This is a genomic window from Sphaerisporangium sp. TRM90804, assembly GCF_029846175.1.
Taxonomy (GTDB): domain Bacteria; phylum Actinomycetota; class Actinomycetes; order Streptosporangiales; family Streptosporangiaceae; genus Sphaerisporangium.
Window position 1 is genome coordinate 374,265 of record NZ_JARWAC010000004.1, and the last position, 20,185, is coordinate 394,449.

General features: G+C 72.9%; 12 protein-coding genes. 3 read left to right on the forward strand and 9 right to left on the reverse strand.

Annotation, left to right across the window (positions count from 1 at the left end):
• Window positions 1-56: 56 nt before the first annotated feature.
• From PYR91_RS05755 to PYR91_RS05770, 4 genes are all read right to left on the reverse strand, one after another.
• Window positions 57-2,186, reverse strand: a complete 2,130-nt coding sequence (locus PYR91_RS05755; RefSeq protein WP_279777969.1) for a tetratricopeptide repeat protein — start codon at window positions 2,184-2,186, stop codon at window positions 57-59.
• Window positions 2,187-2,467: 281 nt separating this feature from the next.
• A complete protein-coding gene (locus PYR91_RS05760) occupies window positions 2,468-3,886 on the reverse strand; it encodes a hypothetical protein (protein WP_279777970.1) in 1,419 nt (472 codons plus the stop codon).
• A gap of 382 nt (window positions 3,887-4,268) precedes the next feature.
• Window positions 4,269-5,594, reverse strand: coding sequence for a serine hydrolase (locus PYR91_RS05765; RefSeq protein WP_279777972.1), 1,326 nt, complete (start codon window positions 5,592-5,594; stop codon window positions 4,269-4,271).
• 56 nt (window positions 5,595-5,650) lie between these two features.
• On the reverse strand, window positions 5,651-5,935 hold the full coding sequence (locus PYR91_RS05770; protein ID WP_279777974.1) for a hypothetical protein: 285 nt from the start codon (window positions 5,933-5,935) through the stop codon (window positions 5,651-5,653).
• Window positions 5,936-5,952: 17 nt separating this feature from the next.
• On the opposite strand from PYR91_RS05770, the gene PYR91_RS05775 reads away from it, so the two are divergent.
• A complete protein-coding gene (locus tag PYR91_RS05775; protein ID WP_279777976.1) occupies window positions 5,953-6,630 on the forward strand; it encodes a hypothetical protein in 678 nt (225 codons plus the stop codon).
• A 158-nt stretch (window positions 6,631-6,788) separates the two neighbouring features.
• Here the strand turns inward: PYR91_RS05775 and PYR91_RS05780 are convergent, their stop codons facing one another.
• A complete protein-coding gene (locus tag PYR91_RS05780) occupies window positions 6,789-7,373 on the reverse strand; it encodes a hemerythrin domain-containing protein (RefSeq protein ID WP_279777977.1) in 585 nt (194 codons plus the stop codon).
• Window positions 7,374-7,758: 385 nt separating this feature from the next.
• On the opposite strand from PYR91_RS05780, the gene pulA reads away from it, so the two are divergent.
• Together pulA and PYR91_RS05790 are read left to right on the forward strand one after the other, a co-directional pair.
• Window positions 7,759-13,599 (forward strand): pullulanase-type alpha-1,6-glucosidase, encoded by a 5,841-nt coding sequence (gene pulA, locus PYR91_RS05785; RefSeq protein WP_279777978.1) that lies wholly within the window; start codon window positions 7,759-7,761, stop codon window positions 13,597-13,599.
• 127 nt (window positions 13,600-13,726) lie between these two features.
• Entirely contained in the window at window positions 13,727-15,487 is a 1,761-nt protein-coding gene (locus PYR91_RS05790; RefSeq protein ID WP_279777979.1) for a carbohydrate-binding module family 20 domain-containing protein, read from the forward strand.
• Between the two features lie 217 nt (window positions 15,488-15,704).
• On the opposite strand, the gene PYR91_RS05795 is transcribed toward PYR91_RS05790, so the two are convergent.
• The 4 genes from PYR91_RS05795 to PYR91_RS05810 form a co-directional block, all read right to left on the reverse strand.
• Entirely contained in the window at window positions 15,705-16,652 is a 948-nt protein-coding gene (locus tag PYR91_RS05795; RefSeq protein ID WP_279777980.1) for an endonuclease/exonuclease/phosphatase family protein, read from the reverse strand.
• A gap of 602 nt (window positions 16,653-17,254) precedes the next feature.
• Window positions 17,255-17,719, reverse strand: coding sequence for a hypothetical protein (locus PYR91_RS05800; RefSeq protein WP_279777981.1), 465 nt, complete (start codon window positions 17,717-17,719; stop codon window positions 17,255-17,257).
• 98 nt (window positions 17,720-17,817) lie between these two features.
• Entirely contained in the window at window positions 17,818-19,332 is a 1,515-nt protein-coding gene (locus PYR91_RS05805; protein ID WP_279777982.1) for a sulfatase, read from the reverse strand.
• 134 nt (window positions 19,333-19,466) lie between these two features.
• Window positions 19,467-20,093, reverse strand: coding sequence for a hypothetical protein (locus tag PYR91_RS05810; protein WP_279777983.1), 627 nt, complete (start codon window positions 20,091-20,093; stop codon window positions 19,467-19,469).
• Window positions 20,094-20,185 lie beyond the last annotated feature (92 nt).

A 20,185-nucleotide genomic window follows, 5' to 3' on the forward strand; every position in this document is an offset into this window, starting at 1 on the left:
CACGATCCTCGCGCACGCGTGGACGCTGTGGGACGGCGCCCCGGAGGGCGTGCCCGTCAGGGTGCGGGCGGCGTATCGCCGGGTAGAGCGGCCAACCTGTGGCGAGCCGATTCCGCCTCAGGCGCCGCCAACCGGTCGAAGATCTCCACCGCCGTGACGAGGTGGCCCCTGGCGCCGGCGTGGTCACCCGTGGCCGCCAGCGCCTCCGCCAAGGACACGCGGACGTTGGCACGCTCGTACTCGGCCCCCAGCGCGTCGACCAGGATGAGTGCCGTGAGCAGAGCGGTCCGTGCCTCCTCGGGGCGGCCGGCGAGCAGGTGCGTCTGGCCCAGGCCGGTGAGTGTGCGCGCCTCGTTGTACCCGTCGGGCAGGGCCGCGAACAGCTCGCGCGCCTCGCTCAGGTACGCGACCGCCGCGTCGTGCAGGCCCATGTCGCGATGGGCCTCGCCCAGCCTGCGGGTCATCAGGGCGACGCCGCGACGCCGCCCCAAGCGCTCATGGATCTCCCGGGCCCGCCGGAACCGCTCGGCCGCCCGCTCTGGACGCCGCATGCCGAGATAGGCGACGCCCATGGTGCTCAGCGCGGCAGCCTCGTCGAGAGCGTGCCCGCCCGACCGCTCGATGTCGGCGGCGCGCTGACACAGGTCGGCCGCCACCTCGAAGTCGCGCAGGTTCAGGTGGGCGGTGGCCAGTGCCAGCAGCATGCGCGACTCGGCCCGAAGATCCCCGCAGGCACGCGCGGAGGCGAGGCCGGTGCGGTGGGTCTCCACCCACGCGCCGTAGTGCTTGCGGTTCAGGAACAGGCCCCAGAGCGCCTCACACGTCTGCCAGGTCAGCTCGTGCAGGCCGTACTCGTGCGTCTGTGCCACGATCGCACGCAGGACGGGCAGCAGGTCCTCAAGCCGGTCAAGGGCCTCGGCGGGCCCGCCGAACGCGGGGGCCGCGCCGTCCGCCGCCTCGTAGGCGGGGCCGAGGTGCCACCGGCCGGGAACCACCACCAGATCGGCCGCGACGGCGGCGCGGAGGTACCACCCCGCGATCCGCGCGCAGGTCTCCCCGCGCTCCTCGGGCGGGTCGAGAGCGAGGGCCTTGCCGCGGGCGTGCAGGTGCAGCAGATCGTGGAAACGGAAGAGGTCGTCGTCCCCGGCCTCCAGCAGGTTGGCGGCGACCAGCTCCTCCAGGATGCGGGACGCCTCGCCCTCGCCGACTCCGCCGGCCGCGGCGGCGGCTCCGGGGCCGAAGGTCGCGCCCGGGTGCAGCCCGAGCCGCCGGTAGAGGCGGGCCTCGTCCTCGGCGAGAACCATGTAGGAGACGTCGAACGCGGCCTGGGGGGAGACGTCGTCGTCGGCGCTCAGCGTGGCCAACCGGCGCGAGGCGTCGGCCAGCTCCCGGACCAGGCGGTCGAGGGACCACCGGGGCCGCAGCGCCAGCCGCGCGGCCGAGGCGCAGACGGCGATCGGCAGCCGGCCGCACAGCCTCACCAGTTCGAGGGCGGCCTCCGGCTCCGCCCGGGTGCGCTCGGGGCCGAGCACGCGGTCGAGCACGCCGACCGCGGCCGCGGGCGTGAGCGGCTCCAGGGCGACGTACCGGGCGCCCTCGACGACGAGCCCGGCGAGCCTGCGCCGCGAGGTCGCGAGGACCAGGCTGTCCGCTGACGGCGGCAGCACCGCGCGCACCTGGGCGGCCGAGGCCGCGTTGTCGAGCATGAGCAGCAACCGGCGCCCGGCGGTGACCGACCGGAACATCGTCACCTGCTCGTCCAGGGCCACAGGGACGCGTTCCGGAGGGACGCCGAGCGCCCGCAGGAACCGCCCGACCACCTCGCCCGCGGCGGGCGGGACGCCCGCCGCGGACGCGCGCAGGTCGGCGTAGAGCTGGCCGTCGGCGAAATGCGGCCGGAGCCGGTGCAGCCATTTCAGGGCCAGGGAACTCTTGCCCACGCCGCCGACGCCCGTGATGACCACCAAGAACGGAGAGTCGGGCGGGTCGCCTTTCGCCCGGAAGTAGCGGTCGAGGCGCGCGAGCTCCTCTTCGCGGTTGATGAACACCGCCGGAACGGGGCCCAATTGCGCGGGAACGGGGGCGGGCACGTGCGTTCCGACATTGATCTGTACGTCGCCGTGGATCGACCGCGCCTGGACGGCCGGGCCGTAGACGGTCCCGCTGATCTCGTTGTCTACGCCCACCCCATGAGCTTCCGGATCCTCCCCTTTCTCAGGCGAATTCACCGGCGCCGCTCCTGAACTAGATTCGGGTTCACCGTGGGACTGCACAGTAACCCGAGCCCCTCCGACCGACAAGGCAGCGGTCGGAGGCCTCAGCGCCGATTACGCCGATTACGCCTGGATGCCTCCCGGCACGAATGTTATGGGCCCCGGCACCGGTGACGGCGGAATAACAGCCGATCCGCCCATCACTCGCTCATGTCTCTTCCGTACTGTCATTCCATCGGCTCCCAACAACACCTTTAATAGCTTCCGTACGATGATTCCCCCCCATCGGATTCCGCGGGAGCGGTCGTGGCCGGAGCGTCACTGGCGGGGGCGTCACTGGCGGGGGTGTCTGAGGCGGGGGCGTCGGTGGGGGTGAGGGGGGTTCCCTCGGCGTTCGCGAGGGTGCAGGGGATGAAGGCCTCCAGGTCTACCGGGCTGGCGGTCGCGCGGTACAGGCGGGTCGCGATGCGCTCGGCCAGCTTCGCGCGCTTCTCGCGCAGTTCGTCCAGGAGGGACTCCTGGGCCGTCTCCGGGCTTTCCTCCTTCGCCGCGGCGGCGATCCGCCGGTCGGCCGAGGCGGCCTCCAGTTCCATGAGGCCGATGTCGCGGGCGACGTCCGAGCGCACCACGGACGGAACCTCGCCGACCCCTTCGGCCACGGGCGGGCAGACGATCGCCGACCCGGCGACGACGTTTCCGGCCTTTCCCGTGTCCGGTGCGCCGGGGCCCTCGGCGGCCGGCGGGTCGTCCGAGGCGGACGTCTCCTCCGGGGCGGCCTCGGAGGCCTCGGGCGCCGCGTCGGGGGCGGGCGCCGGGGCTGCGGTGCCGGTGTCGACGATCTCCATGGGCGCGTCGGACTTCGCGTCCGCGTCGGGCTTGGTGTCCGCGTCGGGCTTGGTGTCGGGCTTGGCGGACGTGCTCGGCTCGGCGGTCTTGGCGGGGGCCGAGCCCGCGCCCTCGTCCGCCGTGGCGGGGCCGTCCTCGCCCGGGGGGACGGTGTCGACGGGGAACGGCGCGTCGTCCGGGACGGCCGTGTCGGCCGGGGCCGCCGTGTCGGCCGGGGCCGCCGTGTCGGCCTGAGCGGGCGTGTCCGCCGGGGGCGGGGCGTCGGCCGGGGGTGCCGTGTCGAAGGGGAGGGCGGAGGCCGCGGCCGCGGCGTCGTCGGGCAGCCCTCCGGCGGCGGGCGGCGCCGGGGCGGCGGGGTCGGTGGTCAGGGACCCCGCCGGGGGCGCCACCGCTCCGGGGATCTCACACGCGACGGCCGCGTCCAGCCCCTCGGGCTTCTCCCCGGCGGCGCCGAGGATCTTGACGATCTCCTGGACGGCGACGGCGCGCTGGTTCTCCAGCGTGCCGAGCACGGCGGTCCTGGCCGCCGCCGGGTCGGCGTCCTCACCGCGCGCGGCCAGGCGCCGGTTCGCGCCCGCGAGCTGGATCTCGATCAGGCCGAGGTTGCGGGCGACGCCGTTCACCACGTCGGACGGGACGTCCGGCAGGAGCCGCGCGATGCTCGGGCACGTCAGGGCCACCGCGCCGGCCCGGAAGGCGGACGCGCCCCCCGCGCCCTCGCCGGGGCCTCCCGCGCCGCAACCGGCGACCAGTCCGGCAACGGCCCCGGACGCCACCAGCGCCCCGGCGACCCGCCTGAGCTCCCGTCCTCGCCGGTCTCCAAACATGCGCACTCCTCTCGTTCACCGCGGGTGACACGCCGGCGCCCGGTCCTGCTCCGGTCCGCACGTGGCTCACCCCTCCATCACGGAGAGATACGGGGGATCGGGGCCAGGTGTTCGATCGGATTCGGCCCGCCGCGGGATGACGGCCCCCGCCCGCCCTGCGACGGCCGCCGTCATCCCGCGCCGAGCAGCGGAGATACGGCGAAGCCGCGACGCGCCGCGACGGTGAGATCGGGCGACCCGAAAGCGTCGCGATCACCTTGGAGGGGGGCGGGATCCGGCGACCCGCCGCCGGGACGACGAAGCCGGCCCGATCAGGCAGCCCGAGCACATGGGAGATCGGGCGGCGGCCCGCGACCCGCCGCCGGCGCGACGAGGCGGTGGATCAGGTGATCCGGGGCGTCGCCCGGACGTTGAAGTGGACGTAGGGGGAGCCGTCGGGCAGGTCGTAGAAGACGGCGGGGAGCCACAGAGGCTCGCCCTCGGGGCGGCCGACGAAGGTGGTGGCGTCGACGGGGAACAGCTCGAACTCCACGGGGGGCTTCATCCCGGCGAGCTCGCCGAGGACCTCGTCGTGCATCCAGAGCCGGCCGTCGCGCACCCAGAACGTCAGCCGGTTGCCGGTGCGCTCGTAGACCCCGGCGAACCGCTCGACGTCGACCTCGACCGGCTCGGCCGGCGGCTCGGGCCGGGGCGGCTTGGCGAGGCCGAGCAGCTCGCCGAACAGCTCGGCGCCCAGGGTGTGGTGCAGGGCGGCGGTGTGGCCGCCGTTGGCCAGCGCGCACACGACCGTGCCGGAGTCGGGGACGGCCCAGAGCATGGCGGCCTGGCCGATGGTGTTGCCGCCGTGCGAGACGACCAGACGGCCCTGCCACTCGTCCAGGGCCCAGCCGATTCCGTACTGGCGGCCGAGGACGTGCGGGTTGGGGATGTCGACCTGCGGGTCCCACATCACGCGCGGGTCGGCGAGCAGACCGCCTTCCAGGTGCGCGCGGGCGAAGGCGACGACGTCGGCGGCGCGGGCGCAGACCAGCCCGGCCGGGCCGCACGAGCGCATCAGGCCCCAGACGGGCGAGGGCTCCCCTTCCAGGTGGCCCAGGGCGCCGCGGAAGCGCAGCACGTCCTCGGGCAGCGTCCAGGTGTGGGTGAGGCCCAGCGGCTCGATCACCTGCTCGCGCAGCGCGGCGTCCCACACCCGGCCGGTGAGCCGCTCCACCACCCGCCCGGCGATGATGAAGCCGGAGTTGCAGTACGACTGCGTGGCGCCCAGCGGGTGGTTCTGCGTCAGTCCGGCGCACGCGTCGACGTATCTTTCGAGGCAGTCGTCGCCGCGCCCGGTGTCCAGGAACAGGTCGCCGTCGATCCCGGAGGTGTGGGAGAGCAGGTGCCGCAGTGTGACGGCCCGGGACACGCCGGGGTCGGCGACGCGGAACTCCGGCAGCACCTCCGCCACGGGGGTGTCGAGCGTGACCCGCCCCTGCTCGGCCAGCAGCATGATCTGGGTGGCGGTCCACAGCTTGGTGACCGACCCGATCTGGAACAGCGAGTCGGTGGTCGCCTCCACGCCGGTGGCCGTGTTGAGCACGCCCGCGGCGAACTCGTGCAGCTCCCCCTCGTGGAACACCGCCAGGGTCGCGCCCGGCACCTCGTAGCGCTCGATCAGCTCGCCCAGCCGCGACCGCCAGCGAGCCTCGTCCACCGTCACCGCCACCTCGTTCCCCTTCCGCGTCGCCCGCGCGCGTCACGTCACGATGGAGCCGGTCGCCGTCATGGGCGCGGCCACCTGAGCCGCTCGCGCAGCCGCGGCGGAAGGCGGCGCGTGAGACGGCCGAGTGGTGTCGCCGAGCCCGGCGTCGCGAGGCCGGAGGTCACGGACGCCGAGGTCGCCGGGCCGGGCGACGGGTCGGCGGCCTCGGCCAGGCGGGCGCGCAGGCGCCCGCGGATCTGGTCCGGCGTGTAGGAGAGGCGGCGGCGCTCGGCGCGCGCGACCACGACTCCGGTTGCGGCGACGCCCGTGAAGGCGGCCAGTCCGAGTATCTTCCACCAGCGCATGTCCCTACGCTACTGGGATGTCTGGCGCAAGCATCAGCCTCGACGAGGCCCTCGACCTCACGCGCACCGGTGACGTCTGGCTGTTCCGGGGGCGCACCGTGCCCGACCGGGCCATCCAGGTGACGACGAACAGCCCGGTCAACCACGTCGGCATGTCCGTCGTGATCGAAGACCTGCCCCCGCTGATGTGGCACGCGGAGCTCGGCCGGTCCCTGCCCGACATGTGGTCGGGCACCCACCAGCGCGGCGTCCAGCTCCACGACCTGCGCGACGCGGTGGTGGTCTGGGCCACCCGGTACGGGCAGCGGGGGTGGCTGCGGCAGCTCGACCGTCCGGTGAGCCGCGAGATGGAGGACGCCGTGCTGCGCACGATCGCCCGCCTGGACGGCACGCCGTTCCCGTCCACGGCGCGGCTGGCCGGGCGCTGGCTGCGCGGCCGGGTGCCCATCCCCAGGCGGCGGCTGACGGAGGCGGCCCTGGAGACGGCGTACTGCGCGGAGGTCGTGGCGTCGACGTACCAGGCCATGGGGCTGCTCCCGGCCGAGCGCGGCCCCCACTGGTACGACCCCGGCCGGTTCTGGAGCGGCGACGACCTGGAGCTGTCGAACGGCGCGCGCCTGGGCGGCGAGATCGCCGTCCGCATCCCCCCGGACGCCCGCGCGACGCGTGGCGCACGCGCCGAGACCGGCGCCTGACGTCCAAGGGCCCGGAGCCGGGGCACCCGCGCCCGGGCCAGGCGAACGCGGCGACGGGCCCACCGCTCCGGAGGGCGGGTCGCGGGGCAGGGCGGATCGTCCCGGAAAGCGGGTCGCCGCACAAGGCGGATCGCCCCGCGAGGCGGGTCTCCGCGCGGTCAGACCTGCTTGTTCATGACCATCCGCACGACGTCGCGCGCGCGGTCGATGAGGGCGGCCGTCGGGCCGAGCAGGAGGTTCCTGGCGGCCGACTCCACTCCCGGGTGCGGGTGGGTGGGGGCGAGCGCCTCGGCCGCCCTGACCCCGGCCGCCATCGCGCGGCGCTCGGCCGGGTTGGTTCGTTCGAGCAGCAGGGGGAACTCGTCGCGCTCCTCGGCCCAGGCGTGGGCCAGCACCACGTTGCGCAGTTCCAGGAACTCGCGCGCGAAGTCGGGGTGGCCGGTGCCCGCCCGCTCCAGCCGGGTGAGCAGCATCTTGGCGTGTTTCTCCTCGTCGAGCCGCCGGTCGACCACCGCGCCGCCGTCCTCGGCGAGCAGTCGCGCGTACGGGTGCACGATCTCCTCCTCTGCGGTCTCGTGCACGGCGAGCAGCCGGACCAGGCGCTGGAACGCCTCTTCCCGCTCGTCACCGACGGCGCCCCTGACCTCGGCGAACAGCTCCTGGATCATGGCGTGCTGGCGCACCAGGAGGTCGATGACGTCGTTCTCGTTCATCACCTCGGGCGTCGCCTGACGGTCGTCCATGACACCATCCTTCCCCGGCGGCCCGTGAGTCGGTGCGGGACACGCGGTACGGGCCGCTCCTCCCCGTGCTCACAGCCCTATCCAGATTTGGCGTGTCGAATACGACAAAGCCGTACTTTTCACCCCTAATCTCAACGGCCCCTCGGGAAACCGTCTTTCCCCACGACCGATATGAGCACGCAGAGCACACGATCGACAGCGTTCGGTGATGCTCGCTGAGCATGGCCGGACACCCTTGGAGGGTGCCTCATGGCACTCTTTGCTGATTTTCAGGAAATTTCAGTAAGGCATTGCATAGATCCAGTCTTCTGAGTAACTTCCGGGCAACACCCTCGAAATACGACAAGTGGAGGCCCTCGTGGTCTGGCCGCTCCCCCCACGGCCCTTGAGAAGGTCTCCCGCACGCCGGTCCGGCCCCCTGGTCGCCGCCGCGCTGGCGGCGGTCCTGTGCGCGTCGCCGGTCGCCCTCTCCCCCGCCTCCGCCGAGACGACCGCGCCCGCGGCGCCCACCGGCACGGTCGCGCCCGCCGCCCCGCCGCGGGACGCGGCGCCGCTGGTCTCGGCCGTGAGCACCGCGGCGGACCCGTCCGACAAGGAGCTGGCCAGGGACGCCCTGCGCTCCGACCTGTCGCGCGAGCGCTTCTACTTCCTGATGACCGACCGCTTCGCCAACGGCGAGACCGGCAACGACCGCGGCGGCCTGACCGGCGACCGGCTCGCCACCGGCTTCGACCCCGCCGACAAGGGCTTCTACCAGGGCGGCGACCTCAAGGGCCTGATCGGCAAGCTCGACTACGTCAAGAACCTCGGCAGCACCGCGATCTGGCTGACCCCGGCGTTCCGGAACCGGCCGGTGCAGGGCACCGGCGCGAACGCGTCGGCCGGCTACCACGGCTACTGGATCACCGACTTCACCTCGATCGACCCGCACCTCGGCACCAACGCGCAGATGAGGCAGCTCGTCCGCGAGGCGCACCGGCGCGGGATGAAGGTCTTCTTCGACATCATCACCAACCACACCGCCGACGTCGTCGACTACCGGGAGAAGACCTACTCCTACCGGTCCAAGGCCGCCTACCCGTACGTCGACGTCGACGGCCGCCCGTTCGACGACACCGACTTCGCGGGCGAGGACGACTTCCCGAAGGTCGGCCTCGGCTCGTTCCCCTACACGCCGGTCGCGCCCAAGGGCGTCAAGACGCCGTCGTGGCTGAACGACCCGACGATGTACCACAACCGGGGCGACTCCTCCTTCAGCGGCGGCGAGAACGACGAGTACGGCGACTTCTCCGGCCTGGACGACCTGTGGACCGAACGCCCCGAGGTCGTCAAGGGCATGATCGACATCTACCGCACGTGGGTCCGCGAGACCGGCATCGACGGCTTCCGGATCGACACCGCCAAGCACGTCGACATGAGGTTCTGGGAGCGCTTCTCCCCCGCGCTGGACGGCTACGCGGCGCGCCTCGGCAACGACCGGTTCTTCATGTTCGGCGAGGTCTACTCCGGCGACCCCGCCGTGACCAGCCGCTACTCCACGCGCGGCGGCATGGACGCCACCCTGGACTTCCCGTTCCAGGAGGCGGCGCGCTCGTTCAGCGGCGGCACGGCCGGCGCCGCGCGCCTGGCCCAGCTCTACGCGGGCGACGACCACCACACCGACGCCGACGGCAACGCGTCCTCGCTGCCGACCTTCCTCGGCAACCACGACATGGGCCGGATCGGCCGGTTCGTCACCCAGGACAACCCCGGCGCGCCGGAGGCCGAGCTGCTCAGGCGCGACCTGCTCGCCCACGAGCTGATGTACCTCACCCGCGGCCAGCCGGTGGTCTACTACGGCGACGAGCAGGGCTTCACCGGCAAGGGCGGCGACAAGGACGCCCGGCAGACGATGTTCGCCTCCCGGACCGAGAGCTACCTGTCGGACCCGCTGATCGGCACGGACGCCACCCACGCCCAGGACAACTTCACGCCCTCCCACCCGCTCTACCAGGGCATCGGCGCGCTGGCCGAGCTGCGCGACGCCCATCCCGCGCTGGCCGACGGCGCGCAGGTCGAGCGCCTGGCCACCGGCGGCCTCTACGCCTTCTCGCGCATCGGCGCCAAGGAGCAGGTCGAGTACGTGGTCGCGGTGAACAACGCCGAGACGGCCGCCACCGCCGGCGTCCCCACCTACTCCGCCGGCATGGCCTTCACCAAGGTGCACGGCGAGGGCGCGGCCACGGCCACCTCGGGCGCCGACCGGGCGCTGCGGGTCACCGTCCCCCCGCTGTCGGCGGTCGTCTACCGCGCCTCCGCCAAGCTGGCCGCCCCGGCGGCCGGGCCGGCCGTCTCGGTCGCGCTCCCGGGCGCCGAGATCAGCGGCCCGCCCGGCGACGGGCGCGTCCCGGTGACCGCGACGGTGCCGGGCACCGGGTTCGACCAGGTCACGTTCGCCGCCAAGGCCGGCGACGGCCCGTGGAGGGTGCTGGGCACCGACGACGCGCCCACCCCGGCCGAGGGCGGTCGCGCCTTCCGGGTGTTCCACGACCTGTCGGGGCTCGCGCCGGGCACGAAGGTGACCTACAAGGCCGTGGTGAAGGACTCCGCGGGCCGGTTCGCCGCCGCCACCGCGGCCGCCACCGTCGCCGCGCCGCCCGACCCGCAGGACCCGGGCGCCGTCACCCGCGACTGGCTGGTGGTTCACTACCAGCGCGCCGACTACGACGGCTGGGGCCTGCACGTGTGGGGCGACGTCGAGCAGCCCACCGAGTGGGGCTCGCCGCTCCCGCTGCGCGGCGAGGACGCCTACGGCAGGTTCGCCTGGATCAAGCTGAAGCCGGGCGCCACCAGCGTCGGGATCATCGCCCACCGGGGCGACGAGAAGGACGGCGGCGACCGCCTGGTCAACCCGGCCAGGAACGGCGAGGTGTGGCTGGCCGAGGGCAGGCCTGACACCTTCGCCTCGCGCGCCGCCGCGCAGGGCTACGCGACCGTCCACTACAACCGCCCCGACGGCCAGTACGACGGCTGGGGCCTGCACCTGTGGGGCGACGGGCTGGCCGACGGCGCCGGCACCGACTGGGCCACCCCCCGCCCGCCCGACGGCGCCGACTCCTTCGGCCCGTTCTGGAAGGTGCCGCTGAAGGACGCCACCGTCCCGCTCAACTACATCGTGCACAAGGGCGACACCAAGGACCCCGGCCCCGACCAGTCGTTCACCCCCGCCGCCCAGCCGGAGGCGTACGTCAACTCAGGCGAGGCGCGGGTCCACCCGACCAGGGCCGCCGCCGAGAACGTGGCCGTGGTGCATTACCACCGCCCGGACGGGAACTACGACGACTGGGGACTGCACGTCTGGGGCGGCGCGGCGAACCCGACCGAATGGGCGGCACCGGTGCGACCCGCCGGGACCGACGGCTTCGGTGTCTACTATCGGGTGCCGCTGGCCGAGGGGGCGACGAGCCTGAGCTACATCATCCACAAGGGGGACGAGAAGGACCTCCCGGACGACCAGTCACTCGACGTGACCACCGCGGGCCACGAGGTGTGGCGGCTGGCGGCGACGCCGGGCCACCTGCTGCCGCAGCCTCCCGCGCGCGGCGCGGACGCCGACCTGTCCAAGGCGAGCGCCCACTGGATCGACCGGGGCACGCTCGCGTGGAAGGTGACCCCGTCGGCGTCCCAGCGCTACTCGCTGGCGTTCTCCGCCAAGGGCGACATCGTCCACGAGGACGGCGAGCTGACCGGCGACATCCGGCTCATCCGCCTGGTCGCCTCCCCCGCCGGGCTGAGCGACGCGCAGAAGGCCAAGTGGCCGCACCTGGCCGCCTACGCCGCGCTCACCGTCGACCCGCGTGACACCGGCCTGGTGCGCGAGGCGCTGCGCGGTCAGGTCGTCGCCGTCGAGCGTGACGCGGCCGGCCGCCTGCTCACCGCCACCGGCGTGCAGATCCCGGGCGTGCTGGACGACGTCTTCGCCAAGGCCGCGGACGCCAGGCTCGGCCCGGTGTGGCCGTCCTCGGGCGGTTCGGGCCCCACGGTCTCGGTGTGGGCGCCGACCGCGCAGGAGGTCGAGCTGGCGCTGTACCGCGGCCCGTCGGGCGGCGAGCGCACCGTCGAGCGCATGCGGCGCGACGACGCCACCGGCGTGTGGTCGGTGCGCGGCACGCCCGCGTGGAAGGGGCGGTACTACACGTTCCTGGTGACGGTGTACTCCCCGGCGGCGGGCGAGCGGGTCACCAACGAGGTGACCGATCCCTACAGCCTGTCGCTGGCGGCCGACTCCACCCGCAGCCAGCTCGTCGACCTGGCCGACCGCGCGCTGAAGCCCGCCGGCTGGGACGGCCTGCGCAAGCCGGGGGCCGTGCGCCAGGACCAGGCGTCGGTGTACGAGCTGCACGTGCGCGACTTCTCCGCCTCCGACGCCTCGGTGCCGGCCGACCGGCGCGGCACGTACGCCGCGTTCGGCGGCGGCTCCGCCGGCATGCGGGAGCTGCGGTCGCTCGCGGCCGACGGCCTGACCCACGTCCACCTGTTGCCGGCGTTCGACATCGGCAGCGTCCCCGAGAAGCGAGCCGACCGCACCGAGCCGTCCTGCGATCTGGCGGCGATGCCGCCCGACTCCGAGGAGCAGCAGGCGTGCGTCGCGCGGACGGCGGCAAAGGACTCCTTCAACTGGGGCTACGACCCGGTGCACTACACCGTGCCTGAGGGCTCCTACTCGTCCGACCCCGACGGGTCGCGCCGCGTCGGGGAGTTCCGGTCGATGGTCGCCTCGCTGAACGGCGCGGGGCTGCGGGCCGTCATGGACGTCGTCTACAACCACACCTACGCCGCCGGGCAGGACCCCAGGTCGGTGCTCGACAGGATCGTGCCCGGCTACTACCACCGCCTGCTGGAGGACGGCACCGTCGCCACCTCCACCTGCTGCGCCAACACCGCGCCCGAGCACGCGATGATGGGCAAGCTGGTGGTCGACTCGGTTATCACCTGGGCCAGGGACTACAAGGTCGACGGCTTCCGCTTCGACCTGATGGGCCACCACCCGAAGGCCAACATGGTGGCGGTGCGTGCCGCGCTCGACCGGCTGACGCCCGCGCGCGACGGCGTCGACGGCAAGGCGGTCGTGCTGTACGGCGAGGGCTGGAACTTCGGCGAGGTGGCGAACGACGCCCGCTTCGTCCAGGCCACCCAGGCCAACATGGCCGGCACCGGCATCGGCACCTTCAACGACCGGCTGCGCGACGCCGTGCGCGGCGGCGGGCCGTTCGACGAGGACCCCCGGGTGCAGGGCTTCGGCTCGGGCCTGGCCGGCGCGCCCAACGGCTCCCCGGCCAACGGCACCGCCGAGCAGCAGCGGGCCAGGCTGCTGGCCTACCACGACCTGATCAAGGTGGGCCTGGCCGGCAACCTGCGCGACTTCCGGTTCACCGCCTCCTCGGGCAGGGAGGTGAAGGGCTCGGAGGTCGACTACAACGGCTCCCCGGCCGGTTACACCGCCGCGCCCGGCGAGGCGGTGACCTACGTCGACGCCCACGACAACGAGACCCTGTTCGACGCCCTAACCTACAAGCTGCCGCAGGCGACGCCGATGGCCGACCGGGTGCGCATGCAGGCGCTGTCCCTGGCCACGGCCGTGCTGTCGCAGGGCACCGCGTTCGCGCACGCCGGGAGCGAGCGGCTGCGCTCCAAGTCGCTCGACCGCAACTCCTACGACTCCGGCGACTGGTTCAACCGGCTGCTGTGGGACTGCGCGGCGGGCAACGGCTTCGGCGCCGGGCTGCCGCCCGAGGCCGACAACGGCCCCAAGTGGCAGTACGCCAGGCCGCTGTTGGCCGACCCGGCGCTCAAGCCCGACTGCGCGGCGATCAACGCGACCAGGGCGCGGTTCGGCGAGCTGCTGCGGATCCGCTCCTCCTCGCCGGTGTTCGCGCTCGGCTCGCTCGCCGAGGTGCAGAAGCGGCTGTCGTTCCCCGGCGGCGGCCCCGCCGAGACCCCCGGCCTGGTCACCATGCACCTGGACGCCTCGGGGATCGACCCGCGCTGGAAGTCGGTGACCGTCGTCTTCAACGCCACGCCCGAGCGGCGGTCGCAGACCGTGCCCGCGCTGAAGGGGGCCCAGGCGAACCTCCACCCCGTGCAGGCGTCCTCCGGCGACGCCGTCGTCAAGGCGTCCGCGTTCGACTCCTCGACCGGCACCCTGACCGTCCCGGCCCGCACGGTCGCGGTCTTCGTGCGGTCGTAGGCACGAGCCCCTCCCCCGGCACGGCCCTCGCGACCCGAGACGGCCCGGCGGGAGGGCGCGGGCCGGGCCGGGTGCCGCAAACACCCGGCCCGGCAGGGAACCCGTCCATCAACCCTGGAGGCCCCACGTGAGATCCTACGAATCCCGCTCCTCCCGGCGGCCGGAGGCGTCCCCGCGCCTGGCCGTCGCCGCCCTGCTGGCCCTGCTGCTGTCCCTGCTGGCCGTCCCGCTGACGGCCGCGCCCGCGCAGGCGGCCCCGCCCGGCGACAAGGACGTCATCGCCAACCTCTTCGCCTGGAACTGGCCCTCGGTGTCGGCCGAGTGCACCAGCGTGCTGGGCCCGGCGGGGTACGGCGGCGTGCAGGTGTCGCCGCCGCAGGACTCGCTGAAGCGGTCGGGGGTGCACTCGTGGTGGGAGCTGTACCAGCCCGCCGCGTACGACATCAACGGGCGGCTGGGCACCCGCGCCCAGTTCGCCTCCATGGTGCAGGCGTGCCACGCGGCCGGGGTCAAGGTGTACGCCGACGCGGTGATCAACCACATGACCGGCCAGGGCGCCACGTCCTACGGCGGCAAGACGTTCAGCAAGTACGACTACCCGGGCACCTACTCCGCGGCCGACTTCCACTACTACCCGGACGACTGCGGCAACGGGGACAACGTCATCCACGACGTCGACTACGGCGGCAGCGCGCGCAACGTGCAGCAGTGCGAGCTGGTCGGCCTGTCGGACCTGGACACCGGCGCGAGCTACGTGCGCTCGCGGCTGTCGGCGTACCTGAACGACCTGAGCAGCCTGGGCGTGGACGGCTTCCGCATCGACGCGGTCAAGCACATGAGCCCGGCCGACCTGTCGGCGATCTACGGCGGGCTCAGCGGCTCGCCGTACATCTTCCAGGAGGTCATCTACGGCGCCGGCGAGGCCGTCCAGCCGAGCCAGTACACCGGCCTGGCCGACGTGATGGACTTCCAGTACGGGCGCTACCTCAAGCAGAAGTTCGAGGGAAACATCTCCGAGCTGCAGACCTTCGGGGCGTCCTGGGGCGGGATGCAGCCGAGCGACAAGGCCGTCACCTTCGTCACCAACCACGACACCGAGCGCAACGGCTCGACCCTGACCTACAAGAACGGCGCCACGTACACGCTGGCCAACATCTTCCAGCTCGCGTGGACGCACGGCTCGCCGCAGGTGTACGACGGCTTCACCTTCACCGACCACGACTCCTCCCCGCCGTCGGACGGCAACGGGTACGTGACCGCGGCCAACTGCTCAAACGGGTGGACGTGCCTGCACCGCGACGGCGCGATCAACGGCATGGTGGGCTTCCGCAACGCGGTCAGGGGCACCTCGGTGGCCAACTGGAGCGCCCCCACCTCCAGCGTCATCGCCTTCAGCCGCGGCAACAAGGGGTGGGTGGCGATCAACAACGGCGGCGGCTCCCACACCGGCACGTTCGCCACCGGCCTGCCCGCCGGCACGTACGCCAACCTGACCGGCGCCGGCTCGGTGACGGTCGCCGCGAACGGCACCGCCACCGTCACCGTCCCGGCCAAGGCCGCGGTAGCCATCCGCACCGGCGGCCCCACCCCGCCCGCGTCGGTCGCCACGTCGTTCAACGTGAACGCCACGACCGCGTGGGGCCAGAACGTGTTCGTCACCGGCAACGTGGCCGAGCTGGGCAACTGGAGCCCCGCGGCCGCGGTGCCGCTGTCGTCGGCCGCCTACCCCGTGTGGCGCGCGACGGTGAACCTGCCCGCGAGCACGGCGGTGCAGTACAAGTACATCAAGAAGGACGGCGGCGGCGCGGTCGTCTGGGAGAGCGACCCCAACCGTTCTTTCACGACCCCCGCGAGCGGCACCGCCACGCGCAACGACACCTGGCGCTGACCCGCGCCACCCGCCCCGGCCGCCGTCGAGGCGGCCGGGGTCGCGGGCCGTCACGAGTGGACGGGCGGGCGAGGTCGCGGACCGTCACGAGTGGGCAGCCGGCCCGGGTTCGAGAGGTGACCGGGTCAGAGCCGGCCGAGTCCGAGGCGGTCCGGGCCCAAGGCGATCCGGGCCAAGGCGATCCGGGCCAAGGCGATCCGGGCCAAGGCGATCCGGGTCAGAGGCGGAAGCGGGCGATGACCGGGGCGTGGTCGGAGTCGGCGGCGTCGCGGCGGCCGGTCGGGTCCTCGGTGACCGACGGCAGGCCGTGGTCGACGACCGAGCGGACCTCCTCGACGCGTTCGATGAGGGCGCGGCTGACCAGGATGTGGTCGATCAGCTCGCCCTTGCCGTGGTGAACCCGGGAGTAGCGCTCGGCCTCGGGGATGAGGGTGTCGAGGTTCCACAGCCGCCAGGCGTCGCCCTTGTCGGGGCGCAGCGCGCCCGCCGTGCCCAGCGCCGACCCGGGCGGGCCCAGCAGGATCTGCGTGGTGGCCGCCTGCGCCTCGTCGTTGAGATCGCCGACCACCACCACGGCCCGTTCCTGCCCGCGCCCGTCCACCAGCCGGTCGGCCAGGCCGCGCAGCGTGGTGGCCTCGGCGGCGCGCCGGTACAGGGCGTACGCGCCGTACCTGGCCCGCTCGCCCTCGTCGCGCGCGGCGAACCTGCCGCCGGGGAAGCTGAGCAGCTTGGACTTCAGGTGGCAGACCGCGAGGTCCAGCGTGACGCCCGGGGTGGGCTCGACCCGCACCGCGAGCATGCCGCGGCTGGTCTGCGCGGCGCCCGGCCCGGTGTCGGCGTTCTGCACGGCGGCCAGCGGCGCTTCGAAGGCGGTGACGTCCTCCACCACGGTGACCGGCATCCGGCTGAGCACGCCCACCCGGATGCCGCGCGCGTCGGGGTGCCGCGACAGCGCCGTGTGCCAGTCGCCGCTGAGCGACGACGCGAGGTCCGACAGCGCCTCCGGCTCGCCCACCTCCTGCACACCGAGCACGTCGACGCCGAGCGCCCCGATCGTCGCGGCCAGCGCTTTGAGCTTGCCCAGGTACGCGTTCACGTCTCGTGGCCCGTACTTCCCCCCCGGCCGGTACAGGTTCTCCAGATTCCATGTGCCGACGACGACCATGCCCACTCCCGCTCCCGCCACGAACCTCCGGAAACAGACCCCCATCACGTTCCGCTGCTCCACTATGACCGGTCGTACCGCCATTTCGGATGCTTTCCACATTCTTTGCCACACGTGTTGTGGAAGCCGCCGCCCGGCCGGCTGGTCCCGACAGCCGCGCCGCGCCGCAAAGTACACGAAAGGGCTTGAACCTCCCGCTACGGGGGAGTTCCCACGTGGGCCACGTGGACGAAGCGGACGGCGACGGGACCTGCGGCGGTTGTACCGGGGTGCGGGCCCTGCGGTCGCTCGGGCTGCCGCTCAAGGACATCGCGGACGTGCCGGCCCGCCTTGGCGGGGGGATCTCGTGGGCTGTCGGGAGTCGGTGGTGCGGGATGGTCTGGTGGACGACGTGTCTCGGCACGCCGGATCAGCCTCTCAAGGCGAATCGAACCTGCGTCCGCAGGGCATCGGCCGTCTCCGGTCGAAGCCCTGCGGCACGTTTCCGCCGGCTCTCAGGTCTTCGTCAGCGACGCTCGGCAGTATTGCTCAACCAGTGAGCGGCCACTTCGGGCGGTCAAGCATCGCGCGAGCATCCGTAAGCCTGCCCCCAGCCCATCGGATTACGGGCAGGCCCCGTACCTCTGTGCCTCCACGATTGCGCGGAACGCATTTTCAACCTTGATGTAACCGGGAGTGGACTGTCCCACCCGGCTGTACGTGTGCCTCCAGTCGGATTGAAGCGGAGCGTCGAATTTGAGCCGGTAGCAGTAACCAGCGTCTACGCGGACGGCATCCCAGTCCTCGTTTGCCGGGGTCCTGCCGCCGTTGGCGGCGATCCACTTCGTGTGGGTGAGGGAGACGCACCCCGTGCGCAGAGTGCCGGTAGTGCCGTCAGTGCAGGTCCAGTCGCGAACCACATATACGCTTCCCGGGCTGCTGTTGGTCGTCGCCGAACAACCCACCGCGCTGCACGATGAGCCCAGCGGCTCGACCGGGTCGTCAGCGTTGGCGGTGCCGCCCATCCAGAGTGTGCCGGCAGCCGCGAAGCTCACAGCGAACGCGATCGGTGCCTTGTGTTTCCTCATTCGATTTCCTGCGGCGGAACTCGGGGCGGCGTCTGCGCCTTCCACGTGCCACCGCCTCGCTGTGGCGCGCAGATACCGGTCCGGGGCGGCTATGACGCTCAGTCTTCGGGGCCGGCTACCGGGGTCCAGCGGCGGCAGGCGTCGCCGGCGCAGGTGCGGAGGGTGGCCAGGCGGTTGGCCAGGGCCTTGCGGACCTTCGCGTACCGCGGGTCGTCGTGGGCGCTGGTGAGCTCGTGCGGGTCCTCCTGGAGGTCGTACAGCTCGCGCTCGCCCGAGGCGTGCTCGACGTACTTCCACCTGGGGGCGCGCAGGCCGACGTACCACCTCGCGGCCTGCTTGGGGCCGGTCTCGATGACGATGGCGCGGTTGAACGCCTCGTCGCCGGAGGCGATCGGCAGCAGCGAGCGGCCGTCGAGCGTCACGCCCGGGGTGGCGCCGGCGGCGTCCAGGACGGTCGGGGCGAGGTCGATGTTGCCCGCCAGGGTGCTCACGTGCCCGCCCTCGGGGATGCCGGGCCCCCGGATGATCAGCGGGACGCGGATCGACGGCTCGTACGGCACCATCTTGCCGCTGACGAGGCGGTGCTCACCCTGCATCCACCCGTTGTCGGAGGTGAACACGATGTAGGTGTCCTCCAGCTCGCCGGAGGCCTCCAGGGCGGACACGATGTCGGAGACGGCCTCGTCCACCGACAGCAGCGACTCCAGGCGCCCCTTCAGGCGGACGTTCTCCATCTTGGCCTCGGCCGCCGGGGTGATGCGCGGCTTGTTCCGGATGGCCAGCGGCTTGTCGGAGACGTCCTGCTCGTCGTAGCCGGGCGGCTTGGGAAGCTCGGCCCCCTCCAGCTCGCCGCGGTGCCGGGGCGCGGGGCGGGGGTTGCGCTCGGACAGGTCGGCCCCGGCGGCCGCGCCCTCGCCGTGCGGGGCGAGCGGCGCGAAGGACAGGAAGAACGGCTTGTCGGCCGGCGCCTTGCGCTCGATGTAGTCGACGGCCTTACCGGCGTAGACGTCGGTCTGGTAGAACTCGGGATCCTCGACGTCCGGCTCGCCGTACGTCTGCAGGGTGCCGTTCTCGTTGAGCGTGTAGCCCCACATGCGGTACGTGGTGGGGTCGACCGAGGCGTACCACTCTCCCCACCCGGGCGGCACCTCGGTGGGGCGGGCGCGGCCGTACCCGTTGAGGAACTTGCCGACGTGCCCGGTGGCGTAACCGGCGCGGCGCAGCCAGACCGGCAGGGTCTCGTCGGTGCGCAGCCGGGCGTACCCGCCGTCGGGCGAGCGGTTGCTCAGCACGCCGTGGTTGTGCGCGTACTGCCCGGTCTGGAAGGTGGCGCGCGACGGGCAGCACAGCGGGTAGGAGACCACGCTGTTGTCGAAGGTGGTGCCGCGCTCGGCGAGCAGCGACCGCACGTTCGGCATGTACTCCAGGGCGGACACGTTCATGTCGTCCACCATGATCACAACCACGTTCGGCTTCGTCGCGCGCGCCGCGGAGGTGTGGGCGGGCGACTCGGCGAGCGCTCCGGCCTGCGGGCTCGCGGCGGTGACCGTGAGCGTGACGACCGCCGCCATGACGGTGGAGATCGCTGCGGACGGGCGTCGGCGTGCGGTCATGCTGCTCCTTCGGGGCATGGCGGCAGGCGCCGTGGCGGGAGAACACTATCGCGATCCAAATACCTACTAAACCAGTAGAGTAAGCGGGTATTTGGGGGCCTGTAAAGAAGCCCGAGGCCCGCCGGGGCGCCCCTTTACGACCCGCAGGAGAACGACGCGTCGACGAGGTGCGGCAACGGCAGATCCTCGCCCGAACGTGTCGGCAGAGCGAAGGCCACCGCCTTGGCGGGCGCGCCGGTGATGATCGTGCGGGTGGGGTAGGCCCGGCAGCGGCCGTCGGAGAGCTGGTAGGCGAGCAGCAGGCCCCGGCCGCTCTCGGCGAACAGGTCGAGCCCCTCCGCCCGGGCGTACACCACCCCCTCGGCCTCCTGGAGCCCCACCGCCTCGCCGTCATCGCCGTCGCGGGCGCCCAGGGCGGGGCCGACCTTCAGGCGCAGGACGTCGAGCACCCGGGAGACCTCGCCGAGGTCGGGATCGGCGTCCACGATCTCACACCAGATGGGGACGTCCCCCAGGCTGAGGACGCGCAGCTCGTACGGCTGGCGCGCGTGCCGTTCGCAGTTGGCGGCGAGCTCGGCCACGACGATCTCGGCGTCGCCGATGGCGGGCTCCCGCACCCCCGCGCCCTGGAGCGCCTCCCTGATCACCGCGCGTGCCCGGCGCGACGCCGAACCGGGCGGCAGGATCCTGACCAGCACGCTGAGATCGTCATGGGGCCGGCCCCCGGAAACGTCGGCCGGGCCGGTGTCGGCTGGTCGCATGCACGCTCCATTCACATCGGTGATCGCGCACAGCAGGAAACGCCATGTAGCCAGGGTGGCAAAGGCTGATTTCACTCCCTTTCCACCTCGCC